The following is a 13,947-nucleotide window of genomic DNA, read 5'->3' as shown; positions in this document are numbered from 1 at the left end:
ATCCTAACCACTCGTCCGAGTGCCCCTGTTAGGCCACCTGAGTACACGGGATCACCCGATCAGGCACTGTCGTGCTCACCCGAACGGCTTCTATTGTGATCCATCCCCATAACTAGGCGAGGAGCGGATATGTCCGTCCCGGTGGCCCCGGGTCGCCTTCCCCTGCTTGGTCACACCGTGTCGATGCTGCACCGGCGGCACAGGTTCACCGCGTCCTTGCGGAATTGCGGCGACATCGTCCGGATCGACCTCGGAAGGATGCCCACCTATTTTGTGACAAATCCTCGACTCGTGCACGAGCTGCTGGTCACGAAGGGGGCGTTATTCAAAAAGGGAGCATTGTTCGACAGGTTCCGCCCGGTCTTTGGCAACGGCCTGGCCACCTCTGACGGCGCTTTCCACCAGCGCCAGCGCCGGATGGTGCAGCCCGCCTTCCACCGCGGGCGCGTCAGCGGGTACGCCAACACCATGGCGCGGGCGGCCGCCGACCTGACCGCCACCTGGCGCCCCGGCCAGGTGCGCGTGGTCGAGGAGGACACCCAGGCGCTCGCCGTCACCATCGTGGGCGAGGCGCTGTTCTCGACCGAGCTGGGCAGGCACGCGATCGAGGAGGTGCGCCGGTCGGTGTTCACCGTGCTCAAGCACGGCATGGTCCGCGCGCTGTCGCCGTCGTTCGTCGAGAAGCACTTACCCGGCAGCCGCGAGTTCGACGAGGCCATCGCCCGCATGCGCGCGATCGTCCTCGACGTCGTGCGCGGGTGGCGGGAGCACGGCGTCGACCGCGGCGACCTGCTGTCGGTGCTGCTGATGGCCCAGGACTCCGACACCGGCGCGAGCATGTCCGACGAGCAGGTCCACGACGAGGTCATGACGCTGCTCATCGGCGGCATCGAGACCACCGCGCTGGCGCTGGCCTGGACGTTCCACGAGATCGCCCGGCACCCGGAGGTCGAACGCCGCGTCCACGCCGAGGTCGACGAGGTGCTGGGCGGGCGGACGCCCACCTTCGCCGACGTGAGCAGGCTGCTCTACCTCAACCAGGTCGTCACCGAAGTGCTGCGGATGTACCCGGTCTGGTTCCTGATGCGGCGCGCGCTGGCGCCCGTGGAGCTGGGCGAGGCGGCGCTGCCCGAAGGCGCCGAGGTGATCTTCAGCCCGCACGCCCTGCACCACGATCCGGTGTCGTTCGAGGACCCGCACCGCTTCGACCCCGACCGCTGGTCGCCGGAACGCGCCGCCAGGATTCCCAAGGGCGCGTTCGTCCCGTTCGGAGCGGGCGCGCGCCAGTGCGTCGGGAACCTATTCGCCCAGACCGAGATCATCACCGCCGTGGCCACCGTCGCGGCGCGGTGGCGGCTGGTTCCCGCGCCCGGCAGGCCCGTGCGCGTCAAGTTCACCTCCGCCGCATACCCCAGCGGGATGCTGATGACGGCGGTTCCCCGAAACTGAGTTGGAGGTTGTTCTCCGTGGGTTGGTCGCGTTTCCGCCGGTTCTCCGCCCTCGTGCTGCTGATTGCCGGGATATCCCTCACGCCAGGCACGGCGGGCGCCGCGCAGATCACGTGCGAGGACGTGCGGGTGCCGGTCAGGGTCGCCCTGACGGCGCACACGATGTACGGCAGGCTGTGCGTGCCACAGGGAGCGACGACGCTCCAGGTGCTGGTGCCCGGCGGCACGTACAACGGCGCGTACTGGGACATCGGCGACGCCCCGGAGAGCCGGTCGTACCGGCAGGCCATGAACAGGGCCGGGATCGCCACCATCGCCGTCGACCGGCTCGGCAGCGGGCGCAGCTCCAAGCCCGCCAGCATCCTGCTCACCGTGCCCCTACAGGCCAAGGCCGTGCACGCGGTGGTCACGTCGATGCGCCCGCGGTTCGACGAGATCGTGCTCGTCGGCCACTCGGTCGGCTCGGCGGTGGCCACGATCGAGGCGACCAGGTACCGCGACGTCGACGGCGTGGTGCTCACCGGGCTCAGCCACCAGATCAACCTCCCGGGCGCCGTGCCCGTGTTCACCACCCTGATCCCGGCCGTGCTCGACCCCGGGCTGAAGGGGCGCGGCATCGACCCCGGCTACCTGACGACCGTCACGGGGTCGCGGTACTCCTCGTTCCACACCCCCGGCCCGACGCAGCGGAGCGCCCTCGACTTCGACGAGGCCACAAAGGACGTGGTCACCCTGACGGAGACCCTGGGCACCGTGCTAATCAGCCAGCTCATCCCGGTGTCGCGGCGGATCACCGTGCCGGTCATGGTCGTCATGGGCGGCGGCGACAGCAACTTCTGCGGCCCGCCGCTGGGCGCGGACTGCTCGTCCAGCGAGGCGCTGCGGAGGTCGGAGGGCCGCTTCTACGCCCCCGAGGCCCGCCTGCACACCTACGTCGTCCCGGGCTACGGCCACTCGCTCAACTTCTCCCCGAACGCGCCGGGCTACCACCGGGCGGTCGCCGAGTGGACCAAGCGCATCGGCTGATCCCGCGGCTGCCTGACATGCCGGTGAACGGCGACCCTGTCGCCGTTCACCGGCGCAGTCACGTCCGGGGCCGGAGTCCCGCCTGTGCCGCGGAACCGGCGGGACGCGCGTGTTCGGGGCATGATGCCGTGGGAGCGCCGCCCGCCGCCCAGGCAGTCGACGGGTGGGAGGCGCCAGGGTGCGGCGACCCGGACCCGCCCCGCTGACCATGGCCACGGACACCGCTGGACCGCGACGGAGGGGGACCCGGTGCTCGACCTCAACGCACTGACGTGGACCGTCACGATCGGCCTGATCGTCGCCCTGCTCGCCGCCGACCTGGTCATCGCCTCCCTCCGCCCGCACCGGGTCGGCTTCCGCGAGGCCACGGCGTGGTCGGTGTTCTACATCCTCGTGGCGGTCGGGTTCGGCGCCTGGCTCACCCTGCGGCACGGCAGCGAGTTCGGCACCGAGTACTTCGCCGGTTACATCGTCGAGAAGAGCCTGTCGGTCGACAACCTGTTCGTCTTCGTCATCATCATGACCACCTTCGCCGTGCCGGAGGAGCACCAGCACAAGGTGCTCACCTTCGGCATCGTGCTCGCCCTGATCATGCGCGCGGCCTTCATCGCGCTCGGCGCGACGTTGATCGCGGTGTTCTCCTTCATGTTCCTGCTGTTCGGGCTGCTGCTGATCTACACAGCGGTGCAGCTGTTCCGGCACCGCGACGAGGACCCCGACGTCGAGGACAACGTGGTGGTCAAGTCGGCCCGCCGAATCCTGCCGATCACCGACGACTACGTCGACGGGAAGCTCTCCACCCGCCTCGACGGCAAGCGCGTGGTCACCCCGCTGTTCATCGTCCTGCTCGCCATCGGCAGCATCGACCTGCTGTTCGCCCTCGACTCCATCCCCGCGGTCTTCGGCGTCACCAACGAGCCCTACATCGTCTTCACCGCCAACGCCTTCGCCCTGCTCGGCCTGCGCGCCCTGTTCTTCCTCGTCAAGGGCCTGCTCGACCGCCTGGTCTACCTCTCCACCGGCCTGGCCCTGATCCTGGCGTTCATCGGCGTCAAGCTCATCCTCCACTGGGCGCACGACGACATCAGCGAAAGCATCCCGAAGATCCCCACCCCGCTCAGCCTCGTCGTCATCGTCTCCGTGCTGGCCGTCGTCACCATCGCCAGCCTGGTCAAGACCCGGAACGACCCCACCGCCAAGGCCCGCCCCGGCTCCCTGCGCGCCCACCGCGGCAGGTCCCGGCGCCAGGACCGCGACAAACCCAGCTCATCCTGACCCAGGGCCTGTCCTCAAACCGGCGAGCCGAGCCAGTCGACGATCGCACGGGAGATGGCGCCGCCCGCGCGTTCGTCGTACCCCTCGAAGCACGGCATCGAGTTGGCCTCCAGGAAGAACCACTCCCCCGTCGCGCGCTCGATCTTGAAGTCCACGCCCAGGAGGGGCACTCCGCAGTGCTCGGTGAGGCGGGCGCACCCGTCGGCGACTTCCCGGGGCGGAACCTGCGGGCTGTAGGTGTTGACGCCGGGGACAGTCCTGTAGTCGAGCGCAGGCGAGTCGATCAGCTCGCCGAACGACTGGTCGCCGACCACGTGGATTCGCACGTCGGGGCCGATGACGCGCTCCTGGAAGAGCACCGGCAGGCGCCTGAGGCGGGGCAGCCGGGGTTCGTGCCGGGCCTCGAAGACCGTCGCCCAGGTCTTCCACGCGCTGGCGCCCTTGAAGATCGCGCCGTTGCGGCAGCTCCGGACGAACCGCTTCGCCTCCTCGGGGTCCGAGGTGAGACAGGTCTCGGGAATCCGCCAGCCGCCGACCTCGCCGAGGGTGACCGCGTGCAGGAGCTTGGTGGAGCCGGAAGCCTCGCGCAGCGGGGGGCTCATCACCTTGAGGGGGGCCGACTCCAGGATTCGCGCCAGCGCCTCGGACTGGCCCGCCGCGGCCGCGGCCAGCTCCGGCGTCGGCGCGGCCGCGGAGACATCGGCGAGGCGGCACCAGACGGCCGAGAAGTCGCCGAGGCGGTGGCTCTCGCCGGAGAGCGACAGCTCGGTGTCACGGGGGCTCTCCAAGGGGACCCGCACACTGCCGCGCATCGCCAGCGACGGCAGGTCGACCGACCGGAACCCGACGCCCGCCCGCCTCAGCGCCCGCACCCCGGCGGTGAAGGTCGGGTCGGCGGCGAGGCCAAGGCAGAGGATCACGGGCGGAGCCTGTCCAGCAGCGCCGCGTAGACCTGGTCCTCGACGTGCGGGAAGAGGTGGTGGCCTGGCCAGCACGACACGTCGCACAGCCGGGGGATGCCGCGCTCCCGCTCCACGGTGAAGGCGGCGAACTCCATCCCGCTGCGCCGGAGCCAGGCGAGCACGGGCCCCACCAGGCAGGCCAGGTCCGCGCCGAGCCGCTCCCCGGTACCGCTCACCTCGAACACCTCGGACCCGGCGACCAGGACTCGGCGAGCGCGGGTCGGATCGCTGTCGGTGATCTGCACGACGTCGAACCTGCTTCGAGGGGCGTCGGGGTCCACCTCCGTCCAGTCGGGGAGGCGGAACACCTCGTGGCCCGGTGCGGACCCGTCGTTGACGATCACCGTGCGCGGCGGGGCGACGGCACCGGACCCGACGAGCTCCAGGGGGTCCAGGCGCGGGAAGAACCCCTGGGCGGATGGCCGGTTGACGACCGGCCCCGGCCACAGGGCGAGGGCCGACCAGAAGGCGGCGCAGGTCTCGGCGGAGGCGAACGCCCGCTCGGCGTCCGGCTCCCGCCCCCAGTCCCCCACCCCGCGGACCAGGACCCCGGTCACCTCGACACCGTCGAGGGTGATCCGCGTGCGACAGGCCCGGTCGCGGGTCGCGCGCACCGTGATCCCGACCCGGCCGAACCCGTTCGCCACCACCGTCGCAACGCCGTTCCCGGTGGCGAACTCGGCAAAGCGCCGCGCCGTCTCGTCGGCGTCCGGGGCGATGACCAGGATCGTCATGTCGGCGGGTTCTCCAGGTGGAGCAGGGCCTCAGCGACCTGCCAGGCGGCCCTGCCGAGGTCCTCGACGACCGCGGGCCTCGCCTCGGCGGGGATGAACGGGCCCTCCTCGCCGAAATCGCCGGGATCGCCGGGATCGCCGGGATCGCCGTCCACCGGCAGCGCCGGGCTCATGCCGTCGACCCGTCAGCGTGGACCGCGGAGCAGGCCCACCGGTCTCTCCACCGCTTCCTTGCGCTCGGTGTTCTCACTGCTCTCGCTGTTCTCGCTGCTCTCGGAACGCTCGGACGTCTCGCTGCCCTCGGTGCCGAACGTGGACGCTTCCGGGAGCCTGCCTTGGGGCAGCAGGCTGAGGTAGCTCATCGCGCGTTCGCGGATCTCGACCGGGAAATCCATGAACGAGGTCTCTTTCGCCATTCCGCCCTCCGGAGCCCGCCTGCGAGAGTTCAATGACACCTGTGGGGACACATTCTGCCAGGTGACGTGCGTCAACGTAGGGCCGGATGAGTGACGCCGCTGAGCCATTCAGGGTTCGCCACTCGCCGATTCTTCCAAAGCCACGGGTTTATCCAATTCGACCAGCACGGCGAAATTGAGCTGTGCTCACAGGTCTGGTCTGGCACTCACGACATCGTGTCCAGCCGGTTGCCCGCGGCGGGCTCGCGTCCCGGGATCTGGGACTGCCTCGACCGAGCGTCGCGGTCGCTCCAGGTATCCTGGCTAGGGTGACACCGACTCACAAGGCGTCCGTCGCGCTCGCGCTGTCCGCCCGGTGTAGGTGAGCAGGACATGGACGGGATTGACGGATGAGCGACCCGGAGGGCCTGGAGACGCGGCTTCGGGTGCTGGAGGCCGTCACCGACAGCACGCTCCACGAGCTCGACCTGGACAAGGTCTTCGAAGTGCTGCTGTGGCGGGTGCGCAATCTGTTCGGGGTGGACACCGTCACGGTCCTGCTGGCCGAGCCGGGGGGCGAGCACCTGGTCGCCAGGGCGGCCTCCGGCCTGGAGGAAGAGGTCTTCCAGGGCGTGCGGGTACCCGTGGGCACCGGCTTCGCCGGGCAGGTGGCGTACCGCCGCGAACCGATGCAAATCGCCCAGGTCGACGAGTCCACTGTGATCAACCCCCTGCTGTGGCAACGGGGTCTGCGAACGCTGTTGGGCGTCCCGATGGTGGCCCAGGGCGGCCTGACCGGGGTGCTGCACATCGGCAGCACCACGCCCCGCCGGTTCACCGACGAGGAGGCCGACCTGCTGCAACTGGTGGCCGACCGGCTGGCGATAGCGACCCACGCGCACCGGTCGCGCTCGGAACGGGCCGCCGCCACCATGCTGCAGGACAGCCTCCTGCCAGGGCACCTGCCCACCGCGGACGGGTGGGAGATGGCCGCCCGCTACGTCCCCGGCACCGACAGCGGTGTCGGCGGCGACTGGTACGACGTGTTCCCCCTCCCCGAGCAGCGCATCGGCCTGGTGATCGGCGACGTGGTGGGCAACGGGCTGCCCGCCGCGATCGTCATGGGGCGGCTGCGCAGCGCGCTGCGCGCCTACGCCCTGGAGTTCCCCGACCCGGCGGAGGTGCTCCTCAAGCTCGGCCGCAAGGCCAGCCACTTCGAGGCCCACACCATGGCCACCGTCGCCTACGCGGTCATCGACCTGGCGACCTCGCGCATGGAGATCGCCCTGGCGGGCCACCCGCCGCCCGCGCTCGCCGTGCCGGGTCGGGAGACCGTTTTCGTCGACGTCGCGCTCGACCCGCCGATCGGCTACCACCTGGGCAGCGAGGGCAGGCAGAGCACGGGCGTCGACCTGCCCCCCGGCGCGCTGCTCGCCCTGTTCACCGACGGCCTGGTGGAGCGCCGCGGGCAGGACCTGGACGGCCAGCTGGAGAAACTCCGCCAGGTCGTGGCCCCAGCCGCCCCGGAAACGGCCTGCGCCCGGATCATGGCGACCCTGGTCGGCGACCAGCCTGCCAACGACGACATCGCCCTGCTGGCCATCCGACACAGCCCCACCCCCGAGCAGCCCTGACCGCGCCGGTCGGGCTCAGGCGGGCCACGGACCGGGCAGCGCGGGGAGGGACCTGACCAGCGGGTCAAACGCACCTGGCCGCGGTCCAGGCAGGCTGAACGCCCGCAACCGCGTCGAGATCGCCGCCTGGGAATGGGAGTCGGCCTCTCGACACCAGGAAGTGACCGTCAGAGCACCACGTTCAACAACACGGTCAGCAGCACCGACAAGACGATCGAGACCACCACCATCGTCAGGCACCCGACCCGGCCCCCCAGGAACTCCACCCTGCTGTTGCCGATGCGCATGGCCACCCTCCCGCTTCCGGTCTCCTCCACGGGTACCACCGCGGCGACGGTCCCATGCGCCGCATCGCGCATCAGTGCGCCCGGCGGGCAAGGACGCGGTTGCGATCGACCCGCCGACAACGCGTCGGCACTCACTGGCCGTATCCCTCGGCGCTGGACGGTGTTCCAGTCGTCGTAGTCGGTCACGTCCAGGTTGGACCCGGCGAACATGTTGTCCTCGTTGGGGACGCTGGAGTAGCCGCCGCAGACCAGGTCCGCCCCGGCCAGCAGCTGCGGCAGGAACCGGGCGGTGGCGCGCATCTTGGAATGGGAGAACGCCTGGTCGTTGCCCGCCGAGCACTCCAGGTCGGCCATGGTGGCGATCAGGTTCTCGGCCACCACCGCGCGCAGTCCCCCGGGACGGCGCCCGGCAGGCCGATGCAGCTGATGGAGCCGTTCTGCAGGCCCTGCACGCCGCGCCCCTGGCCACCAGGATGCCGCCGACCTCGCCGTCGCCGCCAACATGATCCCCTGCCTGCCCCCCGAACACCGCCAAGCCACCTGGCGAGCACTCGCCGAAGCCCTCACCCCCGGCGGCCTCCTGCTCTTCGACCCGCCACCGGAGCACCCCACCCGACGACAGGTGCACTGGAGCCTGCCCTCCACCCAGCTCGGGCCCGACCTCTACAGCGCCCACGTCACCTCCACACCTCACGACCAGACGCAGCAGCTGCGCTTCACCTACCGCGTCCACCGCGCGAGCACCCTCATCCGCGAAGAACACGAGGACTTCACCATCTGGCCAACCCCGTCCACGCTCCTCACCGACGAACTGCGACAGGCCGGTTTCACCCCGGCCCCCACACCCCACCCAGCCCTCAGCGCCACCCGACTGCAAGCCTGAAACCCCGTCGTTCCCCGGATTGATTGACATACCTCCCGGCCGCTGTTATCTCTCTAAGATCATCGGCTGGGGGTTGACATGACTGACTCGCCGAGTCCGCGGCGGCCCGGGTACCGAGTTCCGCTGATCATCGTGTTCCTGGTCGTGACCGCCGTGGTCACCTCGGTGGCCGCGCGCCTGGCCTCGGACGTGGACCTGTGGTGGCGGCCCGGCGGGATCTTCCACCTGTCGGCCACCGCGGTGATGCTCGTGCTGTCCGGTGTGCTGGTCAACGCGCTGCCCCGGGTGGTGACCGAGCTCTGGCGCTGGACGGGCCCGTTCGCCCGCGGGGCGACGCGGTTCGTCGACGCGGTGCGCCGTCCGTTGAGAATCGCCGGCGTCATGGTCACGGTCCTGGTCCTCGGCGTGGGCAGCTATCTCCTGCTGCCCTCCTCCGATCGGTGGGAACCCGGCCGGATCTCCATCATGTCGGCCAAGGACGTGGGCCAGGACGATCCGCGGACAACGCTCATCGAGCAGTGGAACAAGATCCACCCGGACAACCAGGCCGAGTTCGTCACCGCCCACGGCGAGACCGACGAGCAGAACGAGCGCATGGTCAACGACGCGAAACCGGACGGCGACCACCAGGCCGACATCTACGTGCTCGACATCGTGTGGATGGCGCAGTTCGTCGACAACCGCTACATCCGCGAGTTGGATCGGAGCACGCTGACCAACGCGGACCTGAACGATTTCGTGGAAAAGGTGCTGCGCACCGGTAGGCGGCACGACAAGCTCTGGGCGCTGCCGCTCAACACCGACGTGGGGTTGATCTACTACAGGACCGACTCCGCGGCGGGTATCACTGAGCCGCCAACGAGCTGGGACGCCCTCTTCGGCCCGGACGCGGCGGCACGGGCGAAGGCGGCCGGGCCGGGCATCGCGGCGAACGCGATCCAGATGTCCGACGAGATGGGCACCGTCACCCTGCTGGAGGCCATCTGGGCGGCCGAGGGCAACGTGGTCGACCAGAACGGCAACGTCTCGCTCACCACCGACGAGAACCGGGTGCGCTTCGACAAACCCGACCTCGCCGGGCTGGACGCGCTGAACGAAGCCATTGCCGACCCCCACGTGGTACCCGGTACCCCTCGGCCCGAGGACATGACCTCCGACGCAGCTCTCGACCAGTTCCTCAAAGGGCGCGTGCTCGCCATGCGGAACTGGGCGGTCGCCTACAAACAACTGACCGACCGGCAAGAAGAACTGAACAAGGCGGGCATCACCTTCGAGACCGCCGTCCCACCCACCCCGAGCGTTCTCGGCGGCCAGAACCTCGCGGTGTCGGCGCACACCGACAAGCCCCGCGCCGCCCAAGCGCTCATCGAGTTCCTGACCAGCGCGCAGAGCCAGCTGATCCTGTCCGAGATCGGTGGGTTCGCACCGACCCGCGGCTCTGTCTACGACCGCCCCAAGGGCGATGCCAAGGACGGTCACCTCGACAAGGTCCGCGACGCGCTGGCGACCGCCCGACCACGCCCGGCGGTCCGGCACTACACCGAGTTCAGCCAGCGGTTCCGCAACGACATCCAAGAACCGCCAACCGACGACTGGGCCCGAGAACTGGCGGAGATCCTGCGCAGGTAGAAGCCAGCGCGGAAAACCGAACTCAGCGGCGTGAACCGGACGTGCCCGGCGGATGGCGTTCCGCCGGGCACGTCCGGTTCGGCTCAGTCGACCGGGAAGTAGCCGTGCGCCTCACCCGAGGTCGCCCCGGTGGCCGTTCGGGTGGTGATGGGGACCGACGTCCCCCACTGCCCCTGGGTGTGGGTGTGGCGGGCCTTGCCGTCGGGGCCCACCGGGACCACGACCTGGTTGTCCCAGTCGAACCTGAGGACGGCCTCGGTGCTGCCCGGCAGGGTCGGGGTCACCACGATCTCGAACTGCTCGCCGGGGCCCACGGCGGGCGCCCCGCCCGGCGGGAACTGCGGGCTGGAGACCTCCGGGCGCCACGGGCGCACGGTGATGTAGTAGAGCTTCTCGCCGGTGATCAGCCCTTCCGCGCCAACTCCCCACACTCGGACGTAGTACGGCGCCGGGCTCATCGGGGTGATCCGCACCGTCGCGGTGCCGTCGACCGCGGCGACCTCCTGCTCTTCGTCGCCCAGGGCGTACCGGAACGCGGTGACGCCGGGGCGGGGCGAGGTGAAGGTGAACGAGCCGGGGATGCCGGGGCCGCCCGCCTCCTGGTGCTGCGGGTAGTCGGTGCTGGTGACGGTCGGCGTGCCGCTGTCGGAGGAGAAGTAGTCCTGTGCCGGGGCCGACTCGACGCCCGCGGCGTTGGTCGTGGTCGCGTACACCGTCAGCGGGCCGGTCAGGCCGGTGGTGAAGGTGGTGTGGAGCGTGCCGTCGGACCCGAGCGGCACGGTGGTGCGCGGGCCGCCCCGCAGCCAGTACGTGAGGGTGACGGCCCCGGTCTGGGTGGCCCGCGCGGACAGCTCGACCGGCAGCCCGGCGACCTGGGTACGCGGGGTCACCTCGATCTCCGGCGCGACGCCGTTGACGTGGACCTGGGTCGAGGAGACCCCTGAGCGCTGCCCGGCGGCGTTGGTGGTCCAGGCCCTGATCTCCGGGCCCGGGAACGCGATGGACGGCAGGGTGACGGTCGTGGGACCGGACGGGTCGACGGGCACCGTGGTTTCCGGTCCCCCACCCACGGTGTAGGTGAAGGTCACCGCGGCCGGCTGTCGGGCGGACAGCACGACGTCGACCGGGGAGCCGACCTCCGGGTGGTACTCGGTCGAAATGTGCGGCTCGGTCTCGTGGACGTAGAACTCGTAGTAGGTCGGTTCCGAGTGGTTGCCCGCGCGGTCGACGGCGTACACGACCAGCCGGTGCCTGCCGTAATCCTCCGGGGTGTAGGTGACCGTGGCAGGCCCGCCGGGCGACTCGGCGGGGACGGTCTCCTCGCCGAAGCCGTCGCCCCAGCTGTAGGCGACGACGTCGGTGCCACCCGCCGCGGTGAACGTCAACTCACCGGGCACGCCTTGGTGGCCCTTCGCGGGGTCGGTCACCGCCGGGAAGTCCTCCGAGGCGACCGCGGGCGGGCCGGGCCGGGTGTAGTCGGTGGTGAACAGGCAGGTCGTCGACCACGCCGAGGTGTCCATGCCGTCCTCGCCACGCGCGGCGAAGGCGTAGGTGCGGCCGTCGGTGAGCCCGTCGGGCAGGGACATGCCGGCCGGGGAACCGTCGTAGGCGGTGGCGACGACCTCGGTGCGCTGGTCAGGCGCGTCCCGCGGCCACCACGCGAACCGGACGTCGGGGTTACCGGACTCGTCGGGGTCGGCGACAGAAGCGGTCAACCGGGTCCCGTCCCAGGACCGGCTCACCCAAAGTGGCACGTCGCCGCACGGCTTGCCGGACACGGTGAGCTCGGTCGGCGTGCCGGGGGCGGTGTTGTACTGGACCAACAGCTGCAGCTCGTTGCTGTAGCGCCTGCCGTAGGACGGGTCGGCCTGGTGCTGCTCGGCGATGCGCAGGGCCACGGTCAGCTTCCCGCCCTCGACCGCCTGCCGCACGGCTTGCTCCGCGTCCCACTCGACGTAATCCCACTTGCAGCCATGGCCGACGCCGCCGGGGACCTTGGTCGTCTCCCCTGGCTGGTTGGTCCAGGTGGGATTGCTGGTCTGGTTGGTCACCCACAGCTCGGTGGAGCGCGGCTTGGCGCAGTTGTTGACGTGCGTCTCGACCCCCACGATGGAGGCCCCGACGACGCGCTTGCCCGCGAACTGGGTCAAGTCGAAGGTGAAGTACGACTTGGCGGTGTGCTTCTTGTCGCGGGCGTCGACCCAGGAGCCGACGACGGCGTCGCCGGTGGTGATCGTCTCGGTCGGGCGCCGAGAATCCGTGGTCGCCCACGCAGCAGGCGCCACCGTCGCGTACGACGGCTGCTGCTCCGCTTGGGCGGGCGCGGCGACGGCGACCACCCCGGTGGCGGCCACCACCAGGGCGACCGCCACGCGGGCAGCCTTAACCAGCACAGGTCTCATCTGTCTCCCTTGGTGAGCCCCGACCCAGTGGGGGGCCGATGGTGGCAGCAGCGCCACCCCGGGGCAGGCGAATCACCGAAGGTCAACCGATCCGCCCAACCCTTCCCCGAACGGCCTAGCGAAGTCGGGGCGGACCACACCCCATGAAGGCGTCAACTTTGACGGACGTCTAAATAAGAATAGGCTCACCGGTCTATTGCGGATTTACCCTTCGTTAATGCTACGGTTCCCTCGAATTCAGAGGGGATGGCATCATGACCGTCGCTGTCGTTCTGGTATTGGTCGCATTTCTCGCGGCCGTCAACGGGAGCAATGACGTCCCCAAAGGAGTGGCCACGCTGGCGGGCGCGGGCGTCACCCGCTTCCGGACCGCCATCCTCTGGGGAACCGTGACAACGCTGGTGGGCTGCCTGGTCTCGCTGCAACTGGCCTCACGGATGACCGCCCTGTTCTCCAAAGGGATCGTCTCCGCGGACCCCACGACCGCCTTTACCATCGCCGTGCTGGTCGGCACGTCCGCGTGGGTCGCGTTGGCGACGTTATTGCGGCTCCCCGTTTCCACGACGCACGCCCTTGTGGGCTCCCTTCTCGGCGCCGGTGTGCTTTTCGCGGCCGAGTCCGTGCGCTGGGAAACCCTGCTGCTCAAAGTCGTGCAGCCGCTGCTCCTGAGCGTCTTCGCCGCCTACGTGCTGTCGGCACTCCTGGCGCTGGCGATGCGCGGCCGGGGCGCGAAGGCCCGCGCCGACGGCCCCGGCACGGCCAGGGCGGACACCGTCGGGAACCCGGAGACGGGCACCCGTCGGCTGGACCGCCTGATCGGCGGCGCGCACTGGGTCACCAGCGGCCTCGCCTGCTTCGCCCGCGGGCTCAACGACACACCGAAGATCGTGGCGATCGGCGCTTTCGCCCTGATCCCGGCGGGGTTCCAGCCGTGGCACATCGTGCTGGTCGTGGCCGCCGCGATGGCGCTGGGCTCGGTCGTCGGCGGCATGCGGGTCGCCGAACGCCTGGCCAAGGACGTGGTCACCATGAGCCACCGGGAGGGGTTCACCGCCAACCTCACCACCGCGCTGCTGGTGGGGCTGGGCGCCTCGGCGGGCCTGCCGATGTCCACGACCCACGTCTCGACCGGCGCGATCGCGGGCAGCGCGGGCACGTCCGTCGGCAGGATCAACCGCAAGACGATCGGGCAGTTCGCGACCGCGTGGCTGGTGACCCCGCCGATCACCGGCGCGGTCGCGGCGTGCACCTTCCTCCTGCTGCGATGACTTC

General features: G+C 70.3%; 13 protein-coding genes. 7 read left to right on the top strand and 6 right to left on the bottom strand.

What is annotated here, in order from left to right; translation table 11 throughout:
• Positions 1–129: 129 nt before the first annotated feature.
• The 3 genes from ACTG9Q_RS28990 (at position 130) to ACTG9Q_RS28980 (ending at position 3,749) form a co-directional block, all read left to right on the top strand.
• Positions 130–1,449, top strand: coding sequence for a cytochrome P450 (locus ACTG9Q_RS28990; protein WP_455576103.1), 1,320 nt, complete (start codon positions 130–132; stop codon positions 1,447–1,449).
• A 17-nt stretch (positions 1,450–1,466) separates the two neighbouring features.
• Positions 1,467–2,474, top strand: coding sequence for an alpha/beta hydrolase (locus ACTG9Q_RS28985; RefSeq protein WP_455576102.1), 1,008 nt, complete (start codon positions 1,467–1,469; stop codon positions 2,472–2,474).
• Between the two features lie 249 nt (positions 2,475–2,723).
• Entirely contained in the window at positions 2,724–3,749 is a 1,026-nt protein-coding gene (locus ACTG9Q_RS28980) for a TerC family protein (RefSeq protein ID WP_455576101.1), read from the top strand.
• 14 nt (positions 3,750–3,763) lie between these two features.
• Here ACTG9Q_RS28980 and ACTG9Q_RS28975 read toward each other — a convergent pair whose 3' ends face one another.
• Genes ACTG9Q_RS28975 through ACTG9Q_RS28960 form a run of 4 tightly spaced genes read right to left on the bottom strand, consistent with a single transcriptional unit; the run spans position 3,764 to position 5,861 of the window.
• Positions 3,764–4,669, bottom strand: coding sequence for an ATP-grasp domain-containing protein (locus tag ACTG9Q_RS28975; RefSeq protein WP_455576100.1), 906 nt, complete (start codon positions 4,667–4,669; stop codon positions 3,764–3,766).
• Positions 4,666–5,445, bottom strand: a complete 780-nt coding sequence (locus ACTG9Q_RS28970) for a hypothetical protein (RefSeq protein WP_455576099.1) — start codon at positions 5,443–5,445, stop codon at positions 4,666–4,668. Before ACTG9Q_RS28970 ends, ACTG9Q_RS28975 begins: the two co-directional genes overlap by 4 nt.
• Positions 5,442–5,618 carry a hypothetical protein gene (locus ACTG9Q_RS28965; RefSeq protein ID WP_455576098.1) on the bottom strand — a complete coding sequence of 59 codons (177 nt, stop codon included), beginning with the start codon at positions 5,616–5,618 and terminating at the stop codon, positions 5,442–5,444. Before ACTG9Q_RS28965 ends, ACTG9Q_RS28970 begins: the two co-directional genes overlap by 4 nt.
• Before the next feature lie 12 nt (positions 5,619–5,630).
• On the bottom strand, positions 5,631–5,861 hold the full coding sequence (locus ACTG9Q_RS28960; protein ID WP_455576097.1) for a hypothetical protein: 231 nt from the start codon (positions 5,859–5,861) through the stop codon (positions 5,631–5,633).
• Positions 5,862–6,250: 389 nt separating this feature from the next.
• Between ACTG9Q_RS28960 and ACTG9Q_RS28955 the strand changes: the two genes are divergently transcribed.
• Positions 6,251–7,474 carry a PP2C family protein-serine/threonine phosphatase gene (locus tag ACTG9Q_RS28955; protein WP_455576096.1) on the top strand — a complete coding sequence of 408 codons (1,224 nt, stop codon included), beginning with the start codon at positions 6,251–6,253 and terminating at the stop codon, positions 7,472–7,474.
• A 167-nt stretch (positions 7,475–7,641) separates the two neighbouring features.
• Here ACTG9Q_RS28955 and ACTG9Q_RS28950 read toward each other — a convergent pair whose 3' ends face one another.
• Complete coding sequence (locus ACTG9Q_RS28950; RefSeq protein WP_455576095.1) at positions 7,642–8,265, bottom strand: propanediol/glycerol family dehydratase large subunit; 624 nt, start codon at positions 8,263–8,265, stop codon at positions 7,642–7,644.
• Between ACTG9Q_RS28950 and ACTG9Q_RS28945 the strand changes: the two genes are divergently transcribed.
• Together ACTG9Q_RS28945 and ACTG9Q_RS28940 are read left to right on the top strand one after the other, a co-directional pair.
• On the top strand, positions 8,264–8,644 hold the full coding sequence (locus tag ACTG9Q_RS28945) for a hypothetical protein (RefSeq protein WP_455576094.1): 381 nt from the start codon (positions 8,264–8,266) through the stop codon (positions 8,642–8,644). The genes ACTG9Q_RS28950 and ACTG9Q_RS28945 overlap by 2 nt on opposite strands.
• Before the next feature lie 132 nt (positions 8,645–8,776).
• On the top strand, positions 8,777–10,273 hold the full coding sequence (locus tag ACTG9Q_RS28940) for an extracellular solute-binding protein (protein WP_455576093.1): 1,497 nt from the start codon (positions 8,777–8,779) through the stop codon (positions 10,271–10,273).
• Between the two features lie 83 nt (positions 10,274–10,356).
• Here the strand turns inward: ACTG9Q_RS28940 and ACTG9Q_RS28935 are convergent, their stop codons facing one another.
• A complete protein-coding gene (locus ACTG9Q_RS28935) occupies positions 10,357–12,645 on the bottom strand; it encodes a CBM96 family carbohydrate-binding protein (RefSeq protein WP_455576092.1) in 2,289 nt (762 codons plus the stop codon).
• Between the two features lie 284 nt (positions 12,646–12,929).
• Here ACTG9Q_RS28935 and ACTG9Q_RS28930 point away from each other — a divergent pair, with 284 nt between their 5' ends.
• The gene (locus ACTG9Q_RS28930; protein ID WP_455576091.1) at positions 12,930–13,943 is read left to right on the top strand and encodes an anion permease; all 1,014 of its coding nucleotides are present in this window, start codon (positions 12,930–12,932) and stop codon (positions 13,941–13,943) included.
• The last annotated feature ends 4 nt before the right edge of the window (positions 13,944–13,947 follow it).

It is taken from the genome of Actinokineospora lacus (genome assembly GCF_053813445.1).
The sequence above is the reverse complement of the archived record's forward strand: the minus strand, read 5'-3'. Positions and strand labels throughout refer to the sequence as shown.

Excerpts from the sequence above, each read along its gene's own strand:
- ACTG9Q_RS28990 (WP_455576103.1), top strand. The coding sequence starts at position 130 with ATGTCCGTCCCGGTGGCCCCGGGTCGCCTTCCCCTGCTTGGTCACACC.
- ACTG9Q_RS28970 (WP_455576099.1), bottom strand. The coding sequence starts at position 5,445 with ATGACGATCCTGGTCATCGCCCCGGACGCCGACGAGACGGCGCGGCGC.
- ACTG9Q_RS28965 (WP_455576098.1), bottom strand. The coding sequence starts at position 5,618 with ATGAGCCCGGCGCTGCCGGTGGACGGCGATCCCGGCGATCCCGGCGAT.
- ACTG9Q_RS28960 (WP_455576097.1), bottom strand. The coding sequence starts at position 5,861 with ATGGCGAAAGAGACCTCGTTCATGGATTTCCCGGTCGAGATCCGCGAA.
- ACTG9Q_RS28955 (WP_455576096.1), top strand. The coding sequence starts at position 6,251 with ATGAGCGACCCGGAGGGCCTGGAGACGCGGCTTCGGGTGCTGGAGGCC.
- ACTG9Q_RS28945 (WP_455576094.1), top strand. The coding sequence starts at position 8,264 with ATGATCCCCTGCCTGCCCCCCGAACACCGCCAAGCCACCTGGCGAGCA.
- ACTG9Q_RS28950 (WP_455576095.1), bottom strand. The coding sequence starts at position 8,265 with ATGTTGGCGGCGACGGCGAGGTCGGCGGCATCCTGGTGGCCAGGGGCG.
- ACTG9Q_RS28930 (WP_455576091.1), top strand. The coding sequence starts at position 12,930 with ATGACCGTCGCTGTCGTTCTGGTATTGGTCGCATTTCTCGCGGCCGTC.